11 protein-coding genes are annotated in these 17891 nt (G+C 46.5%); 6 read left to right on the top strand and 5 right to left on the bottom strand.

Annotated elements, in window-relative coordinates:
- The first annotated feature begins 2 nt into the window (after window positions 1–2).
- Both QUA00_RS29115 and QUA00_RS29110 read left to right on the top strand, forming a co-directional pair.
- Window positions 3–2201 carry a flavin-dependent dehydrogenase gene (locus QUA00_RS29115; protein ID WP_333412018.1) on the top strand — a complete coding sequence of 733 codons (2199 nt, stop codon included), beginning with the start codon at window positions 3–5 and terminating at the stop codon, window positions 2199–2201.
- A gap of 42 nt (window positions 2202–2243) precedes the next feature.
- Window positions 2244–3335 (top strand): RNA-guided endonuclease TnpB family protein, encoded by a 1092-nt coding sequence (locus QUA00_RS29110; protein WP_333412017.1) that lies wholly within the window; start codon window positions 2244–2246, stop codon window positions 3333–3335.
- Between the two features lie 158 nt (window positions 3336–3493).
- On the opposite strand, the gene QUA00_RS29105 is transcribed toward QUA00_RS29110, so the two are convergent.
- From QUA00_RS29105 to QUA00_RS29095, 3 genes are all read right to left on the bottom strand, one after another.
- Window positions 3494–4828 carry a hypothetical protein gene (locus tag QUA00_RS29105; RefSeq protein WP_333412016.1) on the bottom strand — a complete coding sequence of 445 codons (1335 nt, stop codon included), beginning with the start codon at window positions 4826–4828 and terminating at the stop codon, window positions 3494–3496.
- Between the two features lie 261 nt (window positions 4829–5089).
- On the bottom strand, window positions 5090–5752 hold the full coding sequence (locus QUA00_RS29100) for a (2Fe-2S) ferredoxin domain-containing protein (RefSeq protein WP_333412015.1): 663 nt from the start codon (window positions 5750–5752) through the stop codon (window positions 5090–5092).
- Window positions 5753–5825: 73 nt separating this feature from the next.
- Window positions 5826–6071, bottom strand: a complete 246-nt coding sequence (locus QUA00_RS29095) for an Asr1405/Asl0597 family protein (protein WP_333412014.1) — start codon at window positions 6069–6071, stop codon at window positions 5826–5828.
- 355 nt (window positions 6072–6426) lie between these two features.
- Here QUA00_RS29095 and QUA00_RS29090 point away from each other — a divergent pair, with 355 nt between their 5' ends.
- Entirely contained in the window at window positions 6427–6969 is a 543-nt protein-coding gene (locus tag QUA00_RS29090; RefSeq protein ID WP_333104406.1) for a Dps family protein, read from the top strand.
- 197 nt (window positions 6970–7166) lie between these two features.
- Here QUA00_RS29090 and chlP read toward each other — a convergent pair whose 3' ends face one another.
- Entirely contained in the window at window positions 7167–8387 is a 1221-nt protein-coding gene (chlP, locus tag QUA00_RS29085; RefSeq protein ID WP_333214679.1) for a geranylgeranyl reductase, read from the bottom strand.
- A 222-nt stretch (window positions 8388–8609) separates the two neighbouring features.
- On the opposite strand from chlP, the gene yidD reads away from it, so the two are divergent.
- From yidD to QUA00_RS29065, 3 genes are all read left to right on the top strand, one after another.
- A complete protein-coding gene (gene yidD / locus QUA00_RS29080) occupies window positions 8610–9170 on the top strand; it encodes a membrane protein insertion efficiency factor YidD (RefSeq protein ID WP_333412013.1) in 561 nt (186 codons plus the stop codon).
- A 151-nt stretch (window positions 9171–9321) separates the two neighbouring features.
- Window positions 9322–9714, top strand: a complete 393-nt coding sequence (locus QUA00_RS29075; protein WP_333057711.1) for a hypothetical protein — start codon at window positions 9322–9324, stop codon at window positions 9712–9714.
- A 1080-nt stretch (window positions 9715–10794) separates the two neighbouring features.
- Complete coding sequence (locus QUA00_RS29065) at window positions 10795–16563, top strand: AAA family ATPase (RefSeq protein ID WP_333412012.1); 5769 nt, start codon at window positions 10795–10797, stop codon at window positions 16561–16563.
- Window positions 16564–16691: 128 nt separating this feature from the next.
- On the opposite strand, the gene QUA00_RS29060 is transcribed toward QUA00_RS29065, so the two are convergent.
- Window positions 16692–17891 (bottom strand): calcium-binding protein (locus QUA00_RS29060; protein WP_445305771.1); only part of this gene is annotated, 1200 nt, incomplete at its 5' end.

Here is a 17891-nt window from a genome sequence, read left to right as displayed (position 1 = left end):
TCATGCAAGAAATTCTTTATCTAGAAGTCCCGACACCAGATACAGCAGCCGTCTGCACTTGGTTGCAGCACGAATTCGATCCCGGAATCGGAGAAAAAATTATTACTCCTGACGGTTTTCGCCTGCTTTCACCGGCCACAACAGCCGAGGTTCTCAAGTCTGGAACTCAAAAGGCCAATCCAAAACCCGCATTGGCTGACACCAATTCAGGAAACCAAAATTGGCGATCGACAGAACTTTCCACCTTTGTGTGGTCACTGCAACGCACAACTTATTTAAAAGTCTTTCGTCTAGAAGACGCCCCCGCTGGAGAAAGAAAGTTCCTGGAAGCTCTGAATCTTGCTGTGAGAAACAAGTTTCCCGATCGCTACCGGGAACCCCCTGTCATAGACCTCTCCAAACAGTCAATTTTTGACGATCTTGCCCCCTATTACCCATTGACCGTCAAATACTTCCAAAAAATGCCGAATGGCGAATACGACCTCAAGCGCGTCTACTGGTGGGAACAGCGTTGGCGCGAAAGCACTCGCAATCCTCAAAAGCCAAAACAAGTAGTGTTTTTGAAGGAAGAGGGAACAGGGAAGAAGGCAGAAGGAAGAGGGAAGAAGGAAGAAGGAATAGGGAAGAAGGCAGAGGGAACAGGGAAGAAGGCAGAAGACACGATTTTGGTGTCTGATTCTGGCGATACTTTTTATGACTTAATTTATATTGGCGGGGCCTTGGGAGTGATTCACGCCGCAGTCATGGCGAGATTGGGCTACCGGGTGCTGCTAGTTGAACGAATGCCTTTCGGGCGGATGAATCGCGAGTGGAATATTTCGCGGGATGAAATTCAAAGCTTAATTGATTTGGGTTTATTTACTGCGGCAGAAATCGAAACTTTGATTGCCAGAGAATACAAAGATGGCTACAACAAGTTTTTTGATGCTAACAATCCGCTCGTGGCTAAAGCGCCAGTTCTGCACACACCGAAGGTACTAAATGTAGCTTTGGACGGAGAGAAATTGCTGAATTTAGCGGGAGTGAAGCTAACAGAAGCTGGCGGGGAAATCTGGGACGAAACTGAGTTTATCAGAGCCGATGTTGAAGCGGAAAAAGTAGTAGTTCAGGGCCGCCACTTGCCGACAAAAGCCGATCGCACTGCATTAGGACGGCTGCTGGTGGATGCAATGGGGTCGGCTTCTCCCATCGCTTGGCAATTGAACGAAGGGCGAACTTTTGACAGCGTTTGTCCGACAGTGGGAGCAGTCATCGACGGAGGATTTGAGCCGGGAATATGGGATTCCGAGTACGGGGATGTACTCCACACTCACGGGGACATTTCCCGCGGACGCCAGCTCATTTGGGAGTTGTTTCCCGGCGCCGGCACAGAACTGACAGTTTATCTATTTCACTACCACCAAGTACATCCAGAGAACCCCGGTTCTTTGCTGGAAATGTACGAGGATTTTTTCGCAATTTTGCCGGAATACCGCCGCTGCGATGTCGATAAATTGGTGTGGAAAAAACCGACCTTTGGTTATATTCCGGGGCATTTTAGCAGCAACAGCAGCGATCGCTCCGTGGCGATCGATCGCCTAGTCTCGATCGGCGACGCAGCATCCTTGCAATCTCCCCTCGTTTTCACCGGCTTCGGCTCTCTTGTCCGCAATCTTTTCCGCTTAACAGACCTTTTGGATACAGCATTAAAGCACAATTTGTTGACGGCAAATCACTTAAACCAAATTCGCGCCTACCAGAGCAATGTTTCAGTAACTTGGCTATTTTCTAAAGGCATGATGGTTCCTACCGGCAGCAGTTTGCCACCCCAAAGAATTAATTCAATGCTCAATACCTTTTTCGGTATTTTGGCAGCACAAAAACTCGCCGTCGCCGAAACTTTTATTAAAGACAGAACCGACTGGCTAACTTTCAATCGACTGGCGCTCGAAGCAGCCGGAAAAAACCCTTCTCTCCTCTTGTGGATTTTAGATTTTGTCACCTTGGGGGATATTTGGCGCTGGCTGGGAAGTTACTTGAATTTTACTCTGCTGGCTTTGGCCAGTTTGCTGTTCGGATGGCTTCCCAGCTTCGCCCGCAGGGTACAACCTTGGTTGGAACCCCGGTATCCGGCTGTTTGGCTGTGGCTGTTGGCTACCAGCTATGCTCTCACCTACGGCATGGGAAAGGGGAGAAAAGAGCAAGACTTAAGTACCAAATAGTTCGCTAAAAATATCCATAGTTAATCGTTGAGGAGAAGTTTTGTGTTTGCCGTCAAGCGAGCGCTCAAATTGAATAACCGGGAAGCGACCTTGATGGCAAAACACGCAGGATTTCGGCGGGTAGTGTTTAACATGGGGTTGAGCTTGCGGACTCAAATGTATAGCGGGGGACAATTCACGGACTCACAGGTACTTAACGAAGTCAAAAAAGTTCTCACCCACTACGTCAAGAAACAGCCTGAATTCGCTTGGATGAATCAATTATCTAGTCGAGTTTATCAAAATGCTTTGATTGACTTGAAAGATGCTTTTAGTCGGTATCGCTCTGGAAAAGCAGGTCATCCAAGATTTGCTAGTCGCCGAGACGGTCAATCTTTTACAGTTGATTCGTCTAACGGCAAAGTTTTACTAAATGCTGGCAGCACGATCAAGATTCCTACATTGGGAACTTTTCGACTCTACGAAGCCCTAGAATGCGGTTATGTGTCTCAAACTTTTACGATTTCAAAAGAAGGAAGTCGTTGGTTTGTTTCCTTTGGCGTTGATGCCGAACGTTTGCCAGTTCAACAACCTGAGAATGCTGTAGGAATCGATTTAGGCATCAAGTATGCGGCCACGCTGTCAACTCAGCAGGTCTTTGAGGCGCCGAAGCCGTTAAAAAAAGCGAAAACCAAGCTTGCTACCTTGCAGCGCCAAGCATCAAAACAGGTAATAGGCTCCCAAAATCAGCGCAAAACCTACCATAAAATCCGTCGGCTCCATGCACGGATAGCTCGTATTCGCTTAGATTTTCTTCACAAGCTAACAACTTATTTAGCCCAAACTTTTAAGCTAATTAAGATTGAAAACTTGAACGTTCAAGGAATGATGGCGAACCACAAGCTGTCCGGGGCAATATCGGATATAGGTTTTTACGAGTTCAAACGTCAACTCGATTATAAGTGTAAAATGTATGGGGCAAATTTAGTGCTGGTAGACCAATGGTTCCCCAGCACTAAAACTTGTTCTAATTGTGGCACTAAAAAAGATATGCCACTAAGCATTCGGACTTTTGACTGTCCCGCTTGTGGCATATCTTTAGATCGTGATTTCAACGCCAGCATCAACATTTTAAACTGGGAACCCTCGGCTTGAGGGGGATAGCCTACTTATCTTGGGATTAGCCGTCTACCCAACAGCGTAGGAAGTAAACTCCGAATTGTGTCTAAAGATGGCTTTAGGTAAGTTTAGATAAGTTTTACAAAGCAGTGTTGAGTTTTGAGTGTTGACTCAAAACTAGCAACTTCAGTTCGCTATCGAAAACTCGGCAATTCAATTTCAGCTAGCGATCGACGTTTTTTAGAAGCCCGCAGCGGACTGGCAATCAAGCTCAGCCAGTCTGGTTGGGCGACTGCTGTAGGTTTTGCCACACTCGATCGCACTTCTTGAATGCCAAAGGTTTCAACAGAGTTCAAAATTTGAAAAGCCCTAGCCAATTCTTGAGCCTCCACTTTGGTAGCAGTTTCGGCGGGTTCAGACTCAGCCATCGGCAGTTCAGGTTCCGCAACCGGTTCGGCCAACTCAGTTGCCGGCTCATCAGGCTGGTAGGTTTCGCTCTTGTGCAATTGAATGCCGGATACTTCGGCTAATTTGTTGAGTTCCAGATTGGCTGGGGATTCAGGCTCGATCGCCTCGGCAGCAGCGGCTACCTCTAGAAGCCCTTCTGGTTCCGACCAAGGTTGGACAGGGGAAGCGTTGAAGGCTGGCGGCACTGGCATCTGAGAGCTTTTGACCGCCGCGAGCAAAGATTCTAATTGTGCGCTGGCGGTGTCCAGATTATTGTCAGGCTGCTCGATCCTTGGCGACTTTACCTGCGGCCTGTCCAAACTTCTTTCCAAGGCAGCTTTGAATTGCAGAGTGTGGCGCTGCTGGCGGTGCAAGCGGGCTCGTAATTCCCTGCAAATATTTTCTGTGGCTACTAACTGGTGTAACTGTTCGTTGTAGCGCTGCACAGTAGACGCACATTCTCGCTCAACAGTCGCTAGCCTGACTTGGCTGGTTGCCAACTGACTTCTTAAACTTTCGACTAAAATTTCTTGACTTTGGAGGGTTTGATGGGAAACTTCCACTTTGCCAAACAACCGCGTCAATTGTTCTTGAGTATTTTCGAGTTCTGCAGTCCGCTGTTCTAGCAAAGTTTCGCGATTCTGCAAGGTTTTTTGGGACTCTTCGAGAGCTGTTTCTAGCTGCGCGATGCGCTGTAAAAGGTCGCGGTTGCATTCGTGCAGCGCTTGCATAAGGGTGACTGGGGTCGATCCTTTGCCCTTGGCCTGTTCGGCATTCCCAAGCAGATTTTTTAGATTCTCTGACATCGGGGGCGAGCCCGCCTCAGTCGGCTGTGTCGGAGATTGCGAATTTTTTGTTTCCGGTTTTGTGGGAATTGCATCTACGCTGATGGCGTTGGGAAAATCTACTGTTTGCCAGTCTTCTTCTGGCTGTTGGGGAACCGTTGCGGGAGTGTCTGTCGCATCGGGGGCGATCGGCTCAAAACCCCCAGTAGCAGCAAAATCTGACTGAAATGGTTCGGTATCGGATGGAACAGCAGGGTGCGGTTGGTGCTGATGGGCTCGAAGATCAGCTTCTGACATGGCTTTTTATCCCAATACTCACAGGGTCTCAGATACAGTCTATCCTTAGAGATTCTACACAAGGAAGCCCCTGAGTGATAGTTGTTGTCATTTTTTCTGTTTTTTCGGACAATAGCGTCTGAATCGAGTGGCGCGATCGATCGAACTACAACCCGAACTCAAATTAAGGCGTAAGATGCGCCTGTGAGTTTTTCGCCCAGAGTCCTATCAAAATAATTTTTCCCGATCTATAACGCACTGTTGCGGCATCCGTGCGATCGCCTAAGCTTTAACAACTGCAAAATGTTTGTCAATGATTGCTGGAACTTCTGCCGGTGCAATGCGACTGTAGCGAGTTTTGTCGGGCATCACAACTATATTTGGGCCTGCTTTACACTGTTTGAGACATCCGGTTCCCTGTACTGTCACTTCGTCTTCTAAACCGCGCGCATTCAAAGCATTTTCTAAAGCTTTACAGACTCCTCCAGCGCCCCGCTTCAGGCAGTCTGATTTTTGACATACTAATATTTTGGTTTGGGTTTTTGCCGGAGCTTTTACAGTTTGAGGTGCTGTGCGAGATGTGACTTCGGTTGTAGCGATCGCGCGATCGTCCGATGTCAATACTGCAACAGGCCCATTGGTGGAGTCAAGGTGTTCGTGCGATCGATCATTGTGACCCTGAGCCAGCTTGAGGCTGCGAGCTTTAAGTTTTATTTTACCGTTTTTCAAGTTAAGTTCTTTCTCACCTACAACTTGAACTCTCAACCCCGGTGTCAAAATAGGCGACAGAAATGCCCGCAATTCCTTGCAAAGTTTAACAAGATATACTACTCCGCGATCGTTGCTAATTCGCAAATATTTAAGTTGGCAGCCATCTTCAATAATTAGGCCGAGGATTTCTCCTTCTAAACTGAATTCGGAAACTTGCTTGCCAGATTTATACATTGTTATGACTCCTTTAAATCCCTTACATCCGTTACATCTTGTACATTGCTCGTTGCCGAACTTCCTTCTACCTTTACCCAATTTGCCAGCAGCATTCCAGCCACTGCACCAGTTCGTATCGAGGGGCACTGACTTGCCTCAACACGCTCATTAACTGAGCCGCTTGTTTAGCAGTGTTGACTTTTGCCCGCAAAGGTTGGTCTACCGCACACCAGCAGGGAATTTCTAGCTCTTGCAAGCGTTTGTAAACTTGCCACCTATCTAGCCAACTCACTTGCACAATGTCACAAACTTCTAATTCTGGATCTGCTGGATTCATTTTTTAACAACAGTAATAATTTGCATTAATTTTTACCCTGACTGGTAGCCAGCAGAAGTTAAAAGCCAGATTTCAGCAGAACATCAAAGATGATCGCAAGCCCTTCCTGAAAAATTCTGCCTTTTGCCTTCTGCCTTCTGCCTTCTGAAGGTTCGCCCCATTTTCAGGAAGCGTTCAGAACGAGAATCTTTTTAAGCATAACCCAACTGCTAATTATTCTCAATAGGTTTAGAAAAAAATTTTCCTACTCTACAAAATATTCCACTATTGAGGCAGACTCTGCTTGACTGGTAAATCTAGGGTGCTAGACTGAAGTCTATTGGCAACAAAACTGCCTATTGAGAGGAGAACACACATGGCCCAGACTCAGAGTGCATTAAGACCGTTTGGCCACATAGCCGAAAACCCAGTTCTACTGGAACATTCCGTCACAGCACCGATTTGTGAAGGAATGAACGCGCTGCTGGCCAGTTTTCAGGCTCTATACCTGCAATATCAAAAACATCATTTTGTGGTGGAAGGGGCAGAATTTTACTCCTTGCACAAATTCTTTGAAGAAAGCTACGGAGAAGCTCAAGATAGCGTCCACGAGTTGGGCGAACGGTTAAACGGGTTGGGCGGCATACCAGCAGCTACCTTTAGCAAGTTAGCTGAGTTGTGCTGTTTTGAGCCGGAAGCCGACGGCGTATATTCCTGCCGCCAAATGCTAGAACACGATTTAATTGCTGAGCAAGCTATCCTCGGTTTGCTGCGGCGTCAAGCAGGACAAGCAGAAAGTTTGGGCGATCGAGCTACCCGCTACCTCTACGAAAAAATCCTGCTAAAAACAGAAGAGCGAGCTTATCACATTTCCCACTTCCTCGCCCCCGATACTTTAGTGCAGTTGAACTTGAATTAATCATCGGTTTGCTGTTACTCGGCGGTTGAAACCGCTACTACACACACAAAGTCTGCCTCCGCAGACTAAGAGTATATCTAAAAAAGCGCGATCGGCTTTTTAACCGATCGCGCTTTTTTATACAATGTGCGATAAAATTTGAGTTCCCCGACTTCTCCAAAAAGTCGGGGAGCTGGGGGAAGTTCTCCAGCAGGCAATTAAGGCGCTAAAGCATTGCCACGCAACAAGCTACCAATGGTTTTCGCAGTAATCTTCATCTGGATGAAAGGATTTGCTGGTACTACTGTTTTATACAAGTAGCTATCGAATGTGAGTTTCTGCACATCGCGATCGGCACACATTTCCACAAAAGCTTCGCGGGTAGCGTCGGAACGGTAGAACACGCGCTGCAAAATGTCGAGAACTTTGTAAGTAATGCCGTAGGCTTTATCCCACCGCTTCAGGTAAAGCTTGATTTCCTCTTCAGTCGGAATGCGCGCGCCTTTATTGGAAATCTCAACAATAGTTTCGGCGCACATCCGGCCAGACTTGGCGGCAAAATAGATACCTTCGCCAGAAGACTTGGTAACGTAACCTGCGGCGTCGCCTACGAGAGCAACTCGGCCGACAACCCGGCGAGGACGCGGATGTTCCGGGATGGGGTGAGCTTCCACTTTAATAATCTCACCGCCCATCAGTTTTTTGGCAGCGCGGGCGCGGACGCCTGCTTGCAGCTTTTTGATGCTGGCTTGATTGACTTTCATCGTGCCGGTACCGACGGCTACGTGGTCGTATTTGGGGAACACCCAAGCGTAGAAGTCGGTAGATACGTCGTCGCCGACGTACATTTCGGCTAAGTCTTCGTAGTAAGCCATTTTATCTTCCGGCAGGCGGATGCGCTCTTGGAAGGCGATCGCATAATTGTAATCGCCAGCGTCGATCGCCTTTGCTACGCGAGAGTTAGCGCCGTCAGCCCCAATTACCAAATCCACTTTCAGAGTTTTCTGAATACCCATTGCGCTGCCGTCGGAGTGGTCGGCATAGTGGAGAGTGTAGGGGTCTGTATTGTTGCCGGGAATTTCTAATTTGTGAACGGTGCCGTTAATCAGTTTTGCACCCAAGGAAGCGGCGCGATCGCGCATGAAGCCGTCGAGCACTTCGCGGCGGCACATACCGATGTATTCGTGTGCGTTTTCAATATTGATGTCCACCTCGACGTTGGAGGGGGAGATCATTTTCATTTTTCTGACTTGGCGGTCAATAATACTTTGCGGCAAGTCAAATTCGCTGACCATGCACAGGGGAATCGCCCCACCGCAGGGTTTGGCGTTGTCTAATTTACGCTCGAATAGGTATGTTTCGATGCCTGCTTTTACCAGTGTTTCGGCGGCGGAAGAACCCGCAGGGCCTGAACCTACTACTGCAACCCTTAGTGTCAAAGCTTTTCTCTCCAGTTTTTTTCTATAGGCATTACTCAGGTGTGATGGTATCACGGACTTGGGATGCGGTGGCGTGAAGCAGGGGAGATTTCAATGAAATGAAACAGAGCTTAACAGTTCGATACGAAAATAGGCATCGCGCGAGGGATGGGGCGGGGGGAATTGTTGAGCTGTTGGTTGTAGTTTTTCGCAGGAAGGAAATACCTAACGTATGAGAAACCAATGCAAACGCCTATCTTTGATGCAGCCCTCCGACAATTAGCTGTAGCTTCTATTAGCGGATACCAGAAACACATCTCGCCGAGAAAAGGGTTTTATTGCGCTCACCGAGTGCTGTACGGGGGGGAGTCTTGCTCGCAGTATATCAAGGGCGCGATCGCCAAATTCGGCTTGTTTGGGGCGATCAAAGCATCGCGCCGCCGGTTTGCGGCTTGCAAGCGCGCGAATCACATCTTGAAAGCCCGGTTTAGCAGTGAATCTGGCAGTGACGACTCCAATTTCGAGGGTAACGATGAACCAAAATCCGATCGACCAAAATCTCAGGGGAAAACTCCTCGCAGAAGCTCTCAGGGTGAAAATTACTGTATTGAAGGGCTAGATTGTGGAATCTCGGATTGTTCTGGACTCGATTGTAGCGGCGCGGATTGTTCTGGACTCGATTGTGGCAGCGCGGATTGTTCGGGGCTCGATTGTAGCGGCGCGGATTGTTCGGGGCTCGATTGTAGCGGCGCGGATTGTTGTGGACTCGATTGTGGCGGCGCGGATTGTGGCAGTTGTTTCTAGTTTTACTCCCCAACCGCTCTCCAAATAGGTAAATTTTTTTACTAAATGTAGGGGAATTTTCAGAGGGTGCGATCGCGATTGTCGATCGAACTCGGTGCAATTACGTTACATTTAAGTTACGTAAAGTTCCTATATAAAATTTCAAATTGCTATGCTCGGTAATTTTCAACAAAGCAACCTGCGGATTGAGCTTGAAGCTTCCGAAACAGCGATTAGAGACAGCTTGTTGCGTCCGAGTCAATTGCAGCAGTGGCTGTGGCCGCAGCAGTTGTCTAGCGGTTTGCCGGAAGAATTTGCTCAAGGTTTGACCTTTACAAGTTGGCTGGGCCCCGTGGCAGTTCAGCATCACGTTGATATTGTTGAGCACAATTGTCTGCGGCTGTTATTGAGTCAGGGAATTGACGGATTTCACGAGTGGTACTGGGGCGATGGTTGGGTTCAGTCTCGGTTGGAGGGAGTGTCGCTGCTGCCGCTGAATTTGGGGCAAACCGCTAGTTTACTCCGGCTGCGGGAGTTTGTAGCAGGGAAGGGTAAGCGGAAGTAGATAAAGGACTCTCCAAAATCATGAGAACAAAGTCTGGTAGTCCTGCATAGCAACGAAAAATCCTAAGCATTTTTAGGGGAAAAGAAGCCTTGTAATCATGGATAAAATACCAGAAGTCACCAACATGATTGGAGATATTTAGAGATAGATGAGAACAAAGTCTTTCTTATCAAACGAGATATCCTTTGCTCAAGGGTGTTATTGAATCTTTCGATATCAAAAGTTTTTCCAGTATCTTTCCCCAGAGATTTGTGTCGCTGGGGATTTTTTTTTGAGCCTGCCCAAAAATCTGTATAATAGACGGCACATTGTCTGTAAACTGCTGGGAGGGAATCCCAAAAACCTTTAGCACCCATTTCAACTCGACTTCCTATATAGCAATCCTCGCATCATTTGTGAATTGCTTACTCCCTCCCCTTAGTAAGGGGAGGGTTGGGGTGGGGTAAAACAATTACGACTCATGTAGGATTGCTATAAACCCCTAGAATTTCTTTGGTTAAGGCATCAATTGCCAGCTTTTTCCACTGCTTGTTAGCATTATTGCCTACAAACGACTACATTTCATCACGTTGGATCGTTAGCTGGCCTAGTTTTTTTGACTTTAATTGAACTTTCCGGGGGACTGATGCTAATTGTTGAAAAACACATAGTATTGGAACCAGCGGGGGGACACCCTCGTGAATTTGACAATCGCCACTCAAGATATTTTTTCTAATAAAAGCTGATCTCTCAATTTTTTTGTTTCTTCTGAAATCCTTTGATGTCTAAGGTTTTAAACAAACTACCTGTGACAATAGATACATTTAAAGTTTTGCTTAGCGCTGGGGGTGGGACAAATTTTAACGATGTTTGGATAACAGAAACGGTGACAATTCATGGAGTTGAGAATTAACAAGGCTTAGGTACGTCGCATGATAACTCATTACTCTTACTATGCCAGACCACTTGAAAGCCACTTCGCTGCCGAAAAATTAAGATTGTGTTATAAAAACATAATTTTTTCCTTTCTAAAGCGCTATTCTCGACACAACGAACCCGGTGCGTTTTGAGTTAGCTTTAATTTTTACAAGAAAAATAAATATGCTCTCCATTCCAGGCATTGCTGTCCAGAAGCTGCTTTACGAAAGTGCCAACTCTCTGGTTTACCGGGCTCTTCGGGAAGCGGATCGCCAACCGCTCATCCTCAAACTGCTCAAAGAAAGCTACCCCACACCTCAAGAATTGCTACGCTACCGCACCGAATACCGCATCACCAGAGAGCTGAAAGAGGCGGGAGTCGTGCAAGTTTATGACTTGCAAAAATACCAAAACAGCCTCGTGATTTTTGTGGAGGACTTTGGCGGGGAATCCTTGAAAATATGGATGCAGCAGCGAAAGTTTACTCTGGAGGAGTTTCTGCAAATTGCGATCGCAACTACAGAAATTTTAGGGCAAATTCACAGCGCCAACATCATCCACAAAGATATTAACCCCTCAAATATTGTTTACAACCCGGAAACAAAACAATTAAAAATTATCGACTTTGGTATTTCTACTCAGCTAACGCGAGAAACGCCAACCCTGAAAAACCCCGACGTTCTTGAAGGAACTCTCGCTTACATCTCGCCGGAACAAACTGGCAGGATGAATCGCACTCTCGATTACCGTACTGACTTTTACTCCCTCGGCGTCACCTTCTACGAATTGCTGACAGGAAAATTGCCTTTTGAGACAAAAGATGCTTTAGAGATAGTTCACTGCCATATTGCTAGACAGCCAGTTCCTCCCCACGAAATTGAGCCAGAAATTCCCCTAATTGTGTCTCAAATTGTCAGCAAGCTGATGGCGAAGAATGCCGAAAACCGCTATCAAAGTTCCGTGGGAATCAAGCAGGATTTAGAAACTTGTCTTTTTCAATTGCAAGCGACAGGTAATATTGAGACGTTTACCTTGGGAACGCGGGATATTACCGACCGTTTCCTGATTCCCGAAAAGTTATACGGCAGGGAAACTGAAGTGTTTTCTCTATTATCAGCCTTTGAACGAGTCAGTACAGGTAGCGCCGAAATGATGCTAGTAGCTGGCTTTTCAGGGATTGGTAAAACCGCAGTAGTGAACGAAGTCCATAAGCCGATCGCCAGACAGCCTGGCTATTTTATCAAAGGCAAATACGATCAATTTCAGCGCAATATTCCCTTCTCTGCATTTGTACAAGCATTTCGGGAATTGATGGGACAATTATTATCAGAAAGTGATGCTCAGTTACACAGATGGAAAACCCTGATTCTCACCGCCGTGGGCGAGAGTGGGCAAGTCTTGATTGACGTAATTCCTGAATTAGAACACATCATTGGCGCTCAAAGTCCTGCACTAGAACTGTCGGGGAGTGCCGCCCAAAATCGCTTCAATCTGCTGATGCAGAAATTTGTGCAAGTATTTACCACAGCAGAACATCCATTAGTGATATTTTTAGATGATTTGCAGTGGGCGGATTCGGCATCCCTGAAGTTGCTACAACTGTTAATGGAGGATAGGGGGCATCTGTTAGTATTGGGTGCTTATCGGGATAATGAGGTGTCACCGGCTCATCCGTTTATGTTGACGGTGGATGAGATTGTGAAGTCTGGGGCAGTGGTGAATACTATTAGCCTGCAACCGTTGAGTGTAGCAGATATCAATCAGTTGGTAGCAGATACGCTGATTTGTAATTTATCCTTTGCCGGGCCATTGACAGAATTGGTTTATCAAAAAACCAAAGGTAATCCCTTTTTCTCGACTCAATTCCTCAAGTCGCTGTATGAAGATGGTCAAATTACTTTTGACCCCCCTGTGTCCCCCCTTGGTAAGGGGGGAAGTAAAGGGGGGTGGCAGTGCGATATTGCTCAAGCTAGACTTACCCACGCCTCGGATGTGGTGGAGTTTATGGCGGCGCAATTGCAGAAATTGCCGGCCATTACTCAGGAGGTTCTCAAACTTGCCGCCTGCATAGGGGCGCAGTTTGATTTAGATACCTTGGCAATAGTCAACGAAGAATTACCCGAACAAACAGCATCAGCACTATGGAAAGCCTTGCAAGAAGGACTCATTTTACCCATTACAGAAGGCTATAAATGCTTCATTCCAACAGATGCTCAATCCAATACTGAGTCTATTATCAATCCAACTTATCGCTTCCTGCACGATCGCGTGCAACAAGCTGCTTATTCATTGATTCCCAACGACCAAAAACAAGCCGCTCATCTCAAAATAGGACAATTGCTTCTACAAAATTCCTCCGAGAGCGAAACAGAGGAAAAACTCTTTGATATTGTGGGGCATTTGAATTTAGGAATTGAGTTAATCACTAGCTCGAATGAACGCGAAGCCTTAGCCCAACTCAACTTAAAAGCCGGACGTAAGGCAAGAAGTTCTACCGCTTACTCTGCCGCAACGGTGTATCTGCAAACAGGGATTGAGCTACTGAGGGCCAACTGCTGGCAAAGTCAGTATGAGTTGACCCTGAATCTCTATGTTGCTGCTGCCGAAGCCGCCTATTTGAATGCTGACCTTGAAAACATGGAACAGATGGCAGCACAGGTGTTGCAAGAAGCTAAGACGATTTTAGACAAAGTTAAAATTTACGAAATTTCAATTGTCGCCCAGACAGCCCAGGGCAAGCTGTTGGAGGCGATCGCAGTGGGCAGAGATGCACTCTTGCAACTGGGGGTTGAACTCCCTACCGAACCTGACGAAGCCAAGATTGGCAAGGCGCTACAAACCGTTGCCAGTCAACTCCAGGGAAGAAGGGTGGAAAAACTGGTTGACTTGCCTGTGATAACTGATGCCAAGGCTCAGGCTGCCATGCCATTATTAGGAACGTTATATGCTTCCATCTTTATAGGAATGCCGAGTTCGATGCCCCTACTTAGCTCCACGATGGTAAGTTTATCGCTCTCCTTTGGGAATGCACCCGCATCAAGCGTGGGATATGCAATTCACGGTATGGTGTTGTGTGCTTTTTTGGGAGAAGTAGAAACTGGTCATGCCTTTGGCAAATTAGCGCTCTCATTGCTCGAACACTTTAATATGCGGGAATTCAAGTCCACCATTTTAGTTATGTTTGGGGGCTTTATTCAGCATTACCAAGAATCTTTGAGGGCAACGATACCTACGCTAAAAGATGGCTTTACGGCTGGCATGGAAACTGGTGATTTTCTACACGCTGGCTACAACATAAGTCTATACTTTTATGCCAACTTTTTCGGTGGGGTAGAACTAGACAATTGGGAACCAGAAATAGCAGATTACAGCGCTGTCATGGCGCAGGTAAAGCAATGTTCTCCCCAGACTTATTTGGATATGACGCGGCAGATGATGCAGAACTTAAGGGAAACCATAAGTCGGCCGGACTGCTTAATTGGAACTGCCTACGATGAAACGAGTATGCTTCCTAAGCATTATCAGGACTATGACCTCAATGGTATCGCTATAGCCTACATCTATAAACTGCTACTGGCCTACGTTTTTGGCAATTACCCTGCGGCCCTAAACCACATTGCTCAAGCCAAGCAGTATTTAATGGCAGTATCGGGAATGGTTTTTACTCCTATTTTTCATTTTTATGCAGCACTGACACACCTGGCACTGTTCTCCACACAGCCAGAAATGGAACAAACTGAAATTCTCGTCCAAGTGGAAATTTATCAAACTAATCTGCATCAATGGGCACAAAATGCTCCCATGAATCATCTACATAAATGGTATTTGGTTGAGGCAGAACGCTATCGCGTTTTGGGCAATAAAGCTGAGGCTATTGAAATGTACGATCGCGCCATCTCCCTCGCTAAAGAAAATCAATTTCTCAACGAAGAAGCCCTTGCCAACGAACTCGCAGCCAAATTTTACCTAGAATGGGGTAAAGAAAAATTTGCCCAACTCTACATGATTGAGGCGTATTATTGTTATGTCCAATGGGGAGCCACTGCTAAGGTAACAGATTTACAAACGCGATATCCTCAGTTATTGAAACCAATTCAACCGGGAAATAAAAACACTAAAACTACCGCAACAGTGACCACCACTGGCTCGGCTAATAACTTAGATATCACCACAGTAATGAAAGCTTATCAGGCGATTTCTGGGGAAATATTGCTAGATAAGTTAATGTCTAGCTTGATGAAAATTTTGATGGAAAATGCAGGGGCGCAAAGAGGATATCTGATTTTGTCAACTCAGGGAAAACTGTTAATTGAAGCTGAAGGGACAATAAATTCTGAAAAAGTTACCGTGTTGCAGTCAATCTCAGTGGAAAATTGTCAGGAACTTTCCTCCGCAATTGTCAATTATGTGGCCCGCACTCAAGAAAGCGTGGTACTTGATGATGCTGTCCGATCGGGACAATTTACCAACGACCCCTACATCCAAAAGCATCAGCCCAAATCAATTTTATGTGTACCGCTGATTAACCAATCTCAAATCGTCAGTATTGTTTACCTAGAAAACAATCTGACAGCCGGAGCTTTTACCCCAGAAAGAGTGGAACTATTAAAACTGTTATCGGGACAAGCGGCTATCTCAATTCAAAATTCTAAACTCTATACAGAAATCCGCGAAAGTGAAAACAGGCTGACTCAATTTTTAGAAGCAATTCCAGTGGGGGTGTCAGTGCTGGATGCTTCTGGCAAACCTTACTATAGTAATCGCGTTGCTATTCAATTATTAGGTAAAGGAGTTATTCCTAACGTCACCAGCGAACAAATCTCCGAGGTTTATCAAGTGTATAAAGCTGGTACCGATCGGGAATATTCCTCTGCTGAATTGCCAATTGTGCGAGCGTTGAGGGGCGAAAGTGCCACCGCTGACGATATGGAAATCCACCAAGGCAACAAGATTATTCCGATCGAGGCTTGGGGTACTCCCATCTATGATGAAAAGGACAATATTTCTTATGCACTTGTAGCCTTTCAAGATATCACGGAGCGTAAAAAAGCAGACACTGAGCGAATCAGATTTACCGCTGAACTGTTTCTACTCAACCAAGCTTACGAGCGCTTCGTTCCCAATCAGTTCCTTCAGTTTTTAGATAAATCAAGCATTATTGATGTGGAATTGGGCGACCAAGTGCAGTTAGAAATGTCGGTGCTATTTTCCGACATTCGCGACTTCACCACGCTTTCGGAAACTATGACGCCGAAGGAGAATTTCCGATTTATTAATTCCTATCTTTCTCGCATGGAACCAGTTATTAATGAAAATAACGGGTTTATTGATAAATATATTGGCGATGCGATAATGGCGCTGTTTAGCGGCGAGGCGAATAATGCGGTGAAAGCCGGAATTGCTATGCTGCACTGCCTCGTTGAATACAATCAAAATCGCGCTAATTTTGGCTGTGCGCCGATTCAGATTGGGATTGGAATTAATACTGGAACTTTGATGCTGGGAACGGTGGGCGGTCAAAATCGCATGGACGGGACGGTAATCAGCGATGCGGTGAATTTAGCTTCTCGCGTGGAAAGTTTGACAAAAAATTATGGGGTGTCGCTATTAATTACCCAGCCAACTTACTCGCGTTTAGAAAATCCATCCCAGTATGCAATCCGCACCCTCGATACGGTAAAAGTCAAGGGAAAATCTGAATTAGTAACAGTTTATGAGGTCTTTGATGCTGACCCGCCAGAAATTAAAGAGGGCAAGTTAGCTACGTTGGAATTGTTTGCAGAAGCTAGGGCAATTTACTGGGAAAGGAAATTTGCTGAAGCGGCGCGGCTGTTTGCCGAGTGTTGGCGTCAGAATCCGGGCGATGCCGTCGCTAAAATTTATTGGGAACGCTGTGAGTCTGCATTGGTGACTCGCACAAAAATCAAAGACAGGCTACACAATTTACATTAAGCGGTTGCTATACCTGAAAATCACAGCAAAAGTGCGATCGACTGCTGAGACACGCTACAAACTAGGCGATCGCGATCGGGTAGGTATGTTGTGGCGCTTTAGCGCTAAAGCCCAACAACATACGAAGTCTAAAAAGTTACTGCCTCAACTATACTGCTGGCAGTGACTCCTTTCAAGACAGCTAAATATTCCCCTGTTACCTGATACTGAATTATAGTATCGCGAACATTCGCGCCCGTCCCTTGAAAAATATTTAACTGGCTAAAAGCCAGGGCGCTAATTAAATCAATTTTGTCTTGATTTAGGGTGAAATCGTTAATGACATCGGCGGCGGCTAAGTCTGTTCCACCAGTATCGATCGCGATCGCAAACACATCAAAACCCAATCCGCCTGTGAGAGTGTCGGCACCCATTTCTCCAAATAAGTAGTCGTTACCCCCGTCGCCAAACAATATATCGTCGCCATCGCCGCTGTAAATGCGATCGTTTTCCTTACCTGAGTAAATCAAGTCAATACCGCCGTCACCCTGAATAAAATCAATCCCTTGGCCGCCAAAAATAATGTCATTGCCATCACCGCCGCTGATGCCGTCATCCCCTTTTTGTCCGTAAAGCAAGTCATCGCCTGCCTTGCCATGAAGATAGTCATTCCCGGGGCGTGCGTAGATAATGTCATTCAATGCCGATCCTGTGACGCGATCGTCCTTATCTGTCAAACCGATTACTGACTTTTGGGACAAGGTTTTGACATCGCCTAAGTTATCGTTATCGCTGATATTGACTGTGAGAGGGGCGACGAGATTATTATACAATGTGTCAGTGCTGGTAGTGGCGTGGCTAATTGGGCTGACACGATCGCCCTCAACAACCGCATCGTCAACCGCAGTCACCGTTACCGTTTGAGCGACATTCCAATTGGCGGGAGTAAAAGTAAGGACAGGTAGGCTGACAGTAACTTGAGTTTCAGGGGTAATGGCGACGGTGACATTAGCAGTTGGCTGAGTATTTAGCCGCACTTTGTATATATCGCTGCCCAAGCTTTCGAGTACGTCGGTACTGCCAAGTGGTTCAAGGAAAATGACAGCGGGACTACCTGAAGTTGGCGTTGGAGTCGGAGTTGTTGTCGGAGTCGGAGTTGGCGTTGGAGTCGGAGTTGGCGTTGGAGTCGGAGTTGGCGTTGGAGTCGGAGTTGGCGTTGGAGTCGGAGTTGGCGTTGGAGTCGGAGTTGGCGTTGGAGTCGGAGTTGGCGTTGGAGTCGGAGTTGGCGTTGGAGTCGGAGTTGGCGTTGGAGTCGGAGTTGGCGTTGGAGTCGGAGTTGGCGTTGGAGT

Origin of the sequence: Microcoleus sp. T2B6 (assembly GCF_036700475.1) — a bacterium.
In the GTDB taxonomy this organism is placed as follows: Bacteria; Cyanobacteriota; Cyanobacteriia; order Cyanobacteriales; family Microcoleaceae; genus Microcoleus.
Note: the sequence above shows the minus strand (reverse complement) of the source record. Positions and strands in the feature narration are given on the sequence as shown.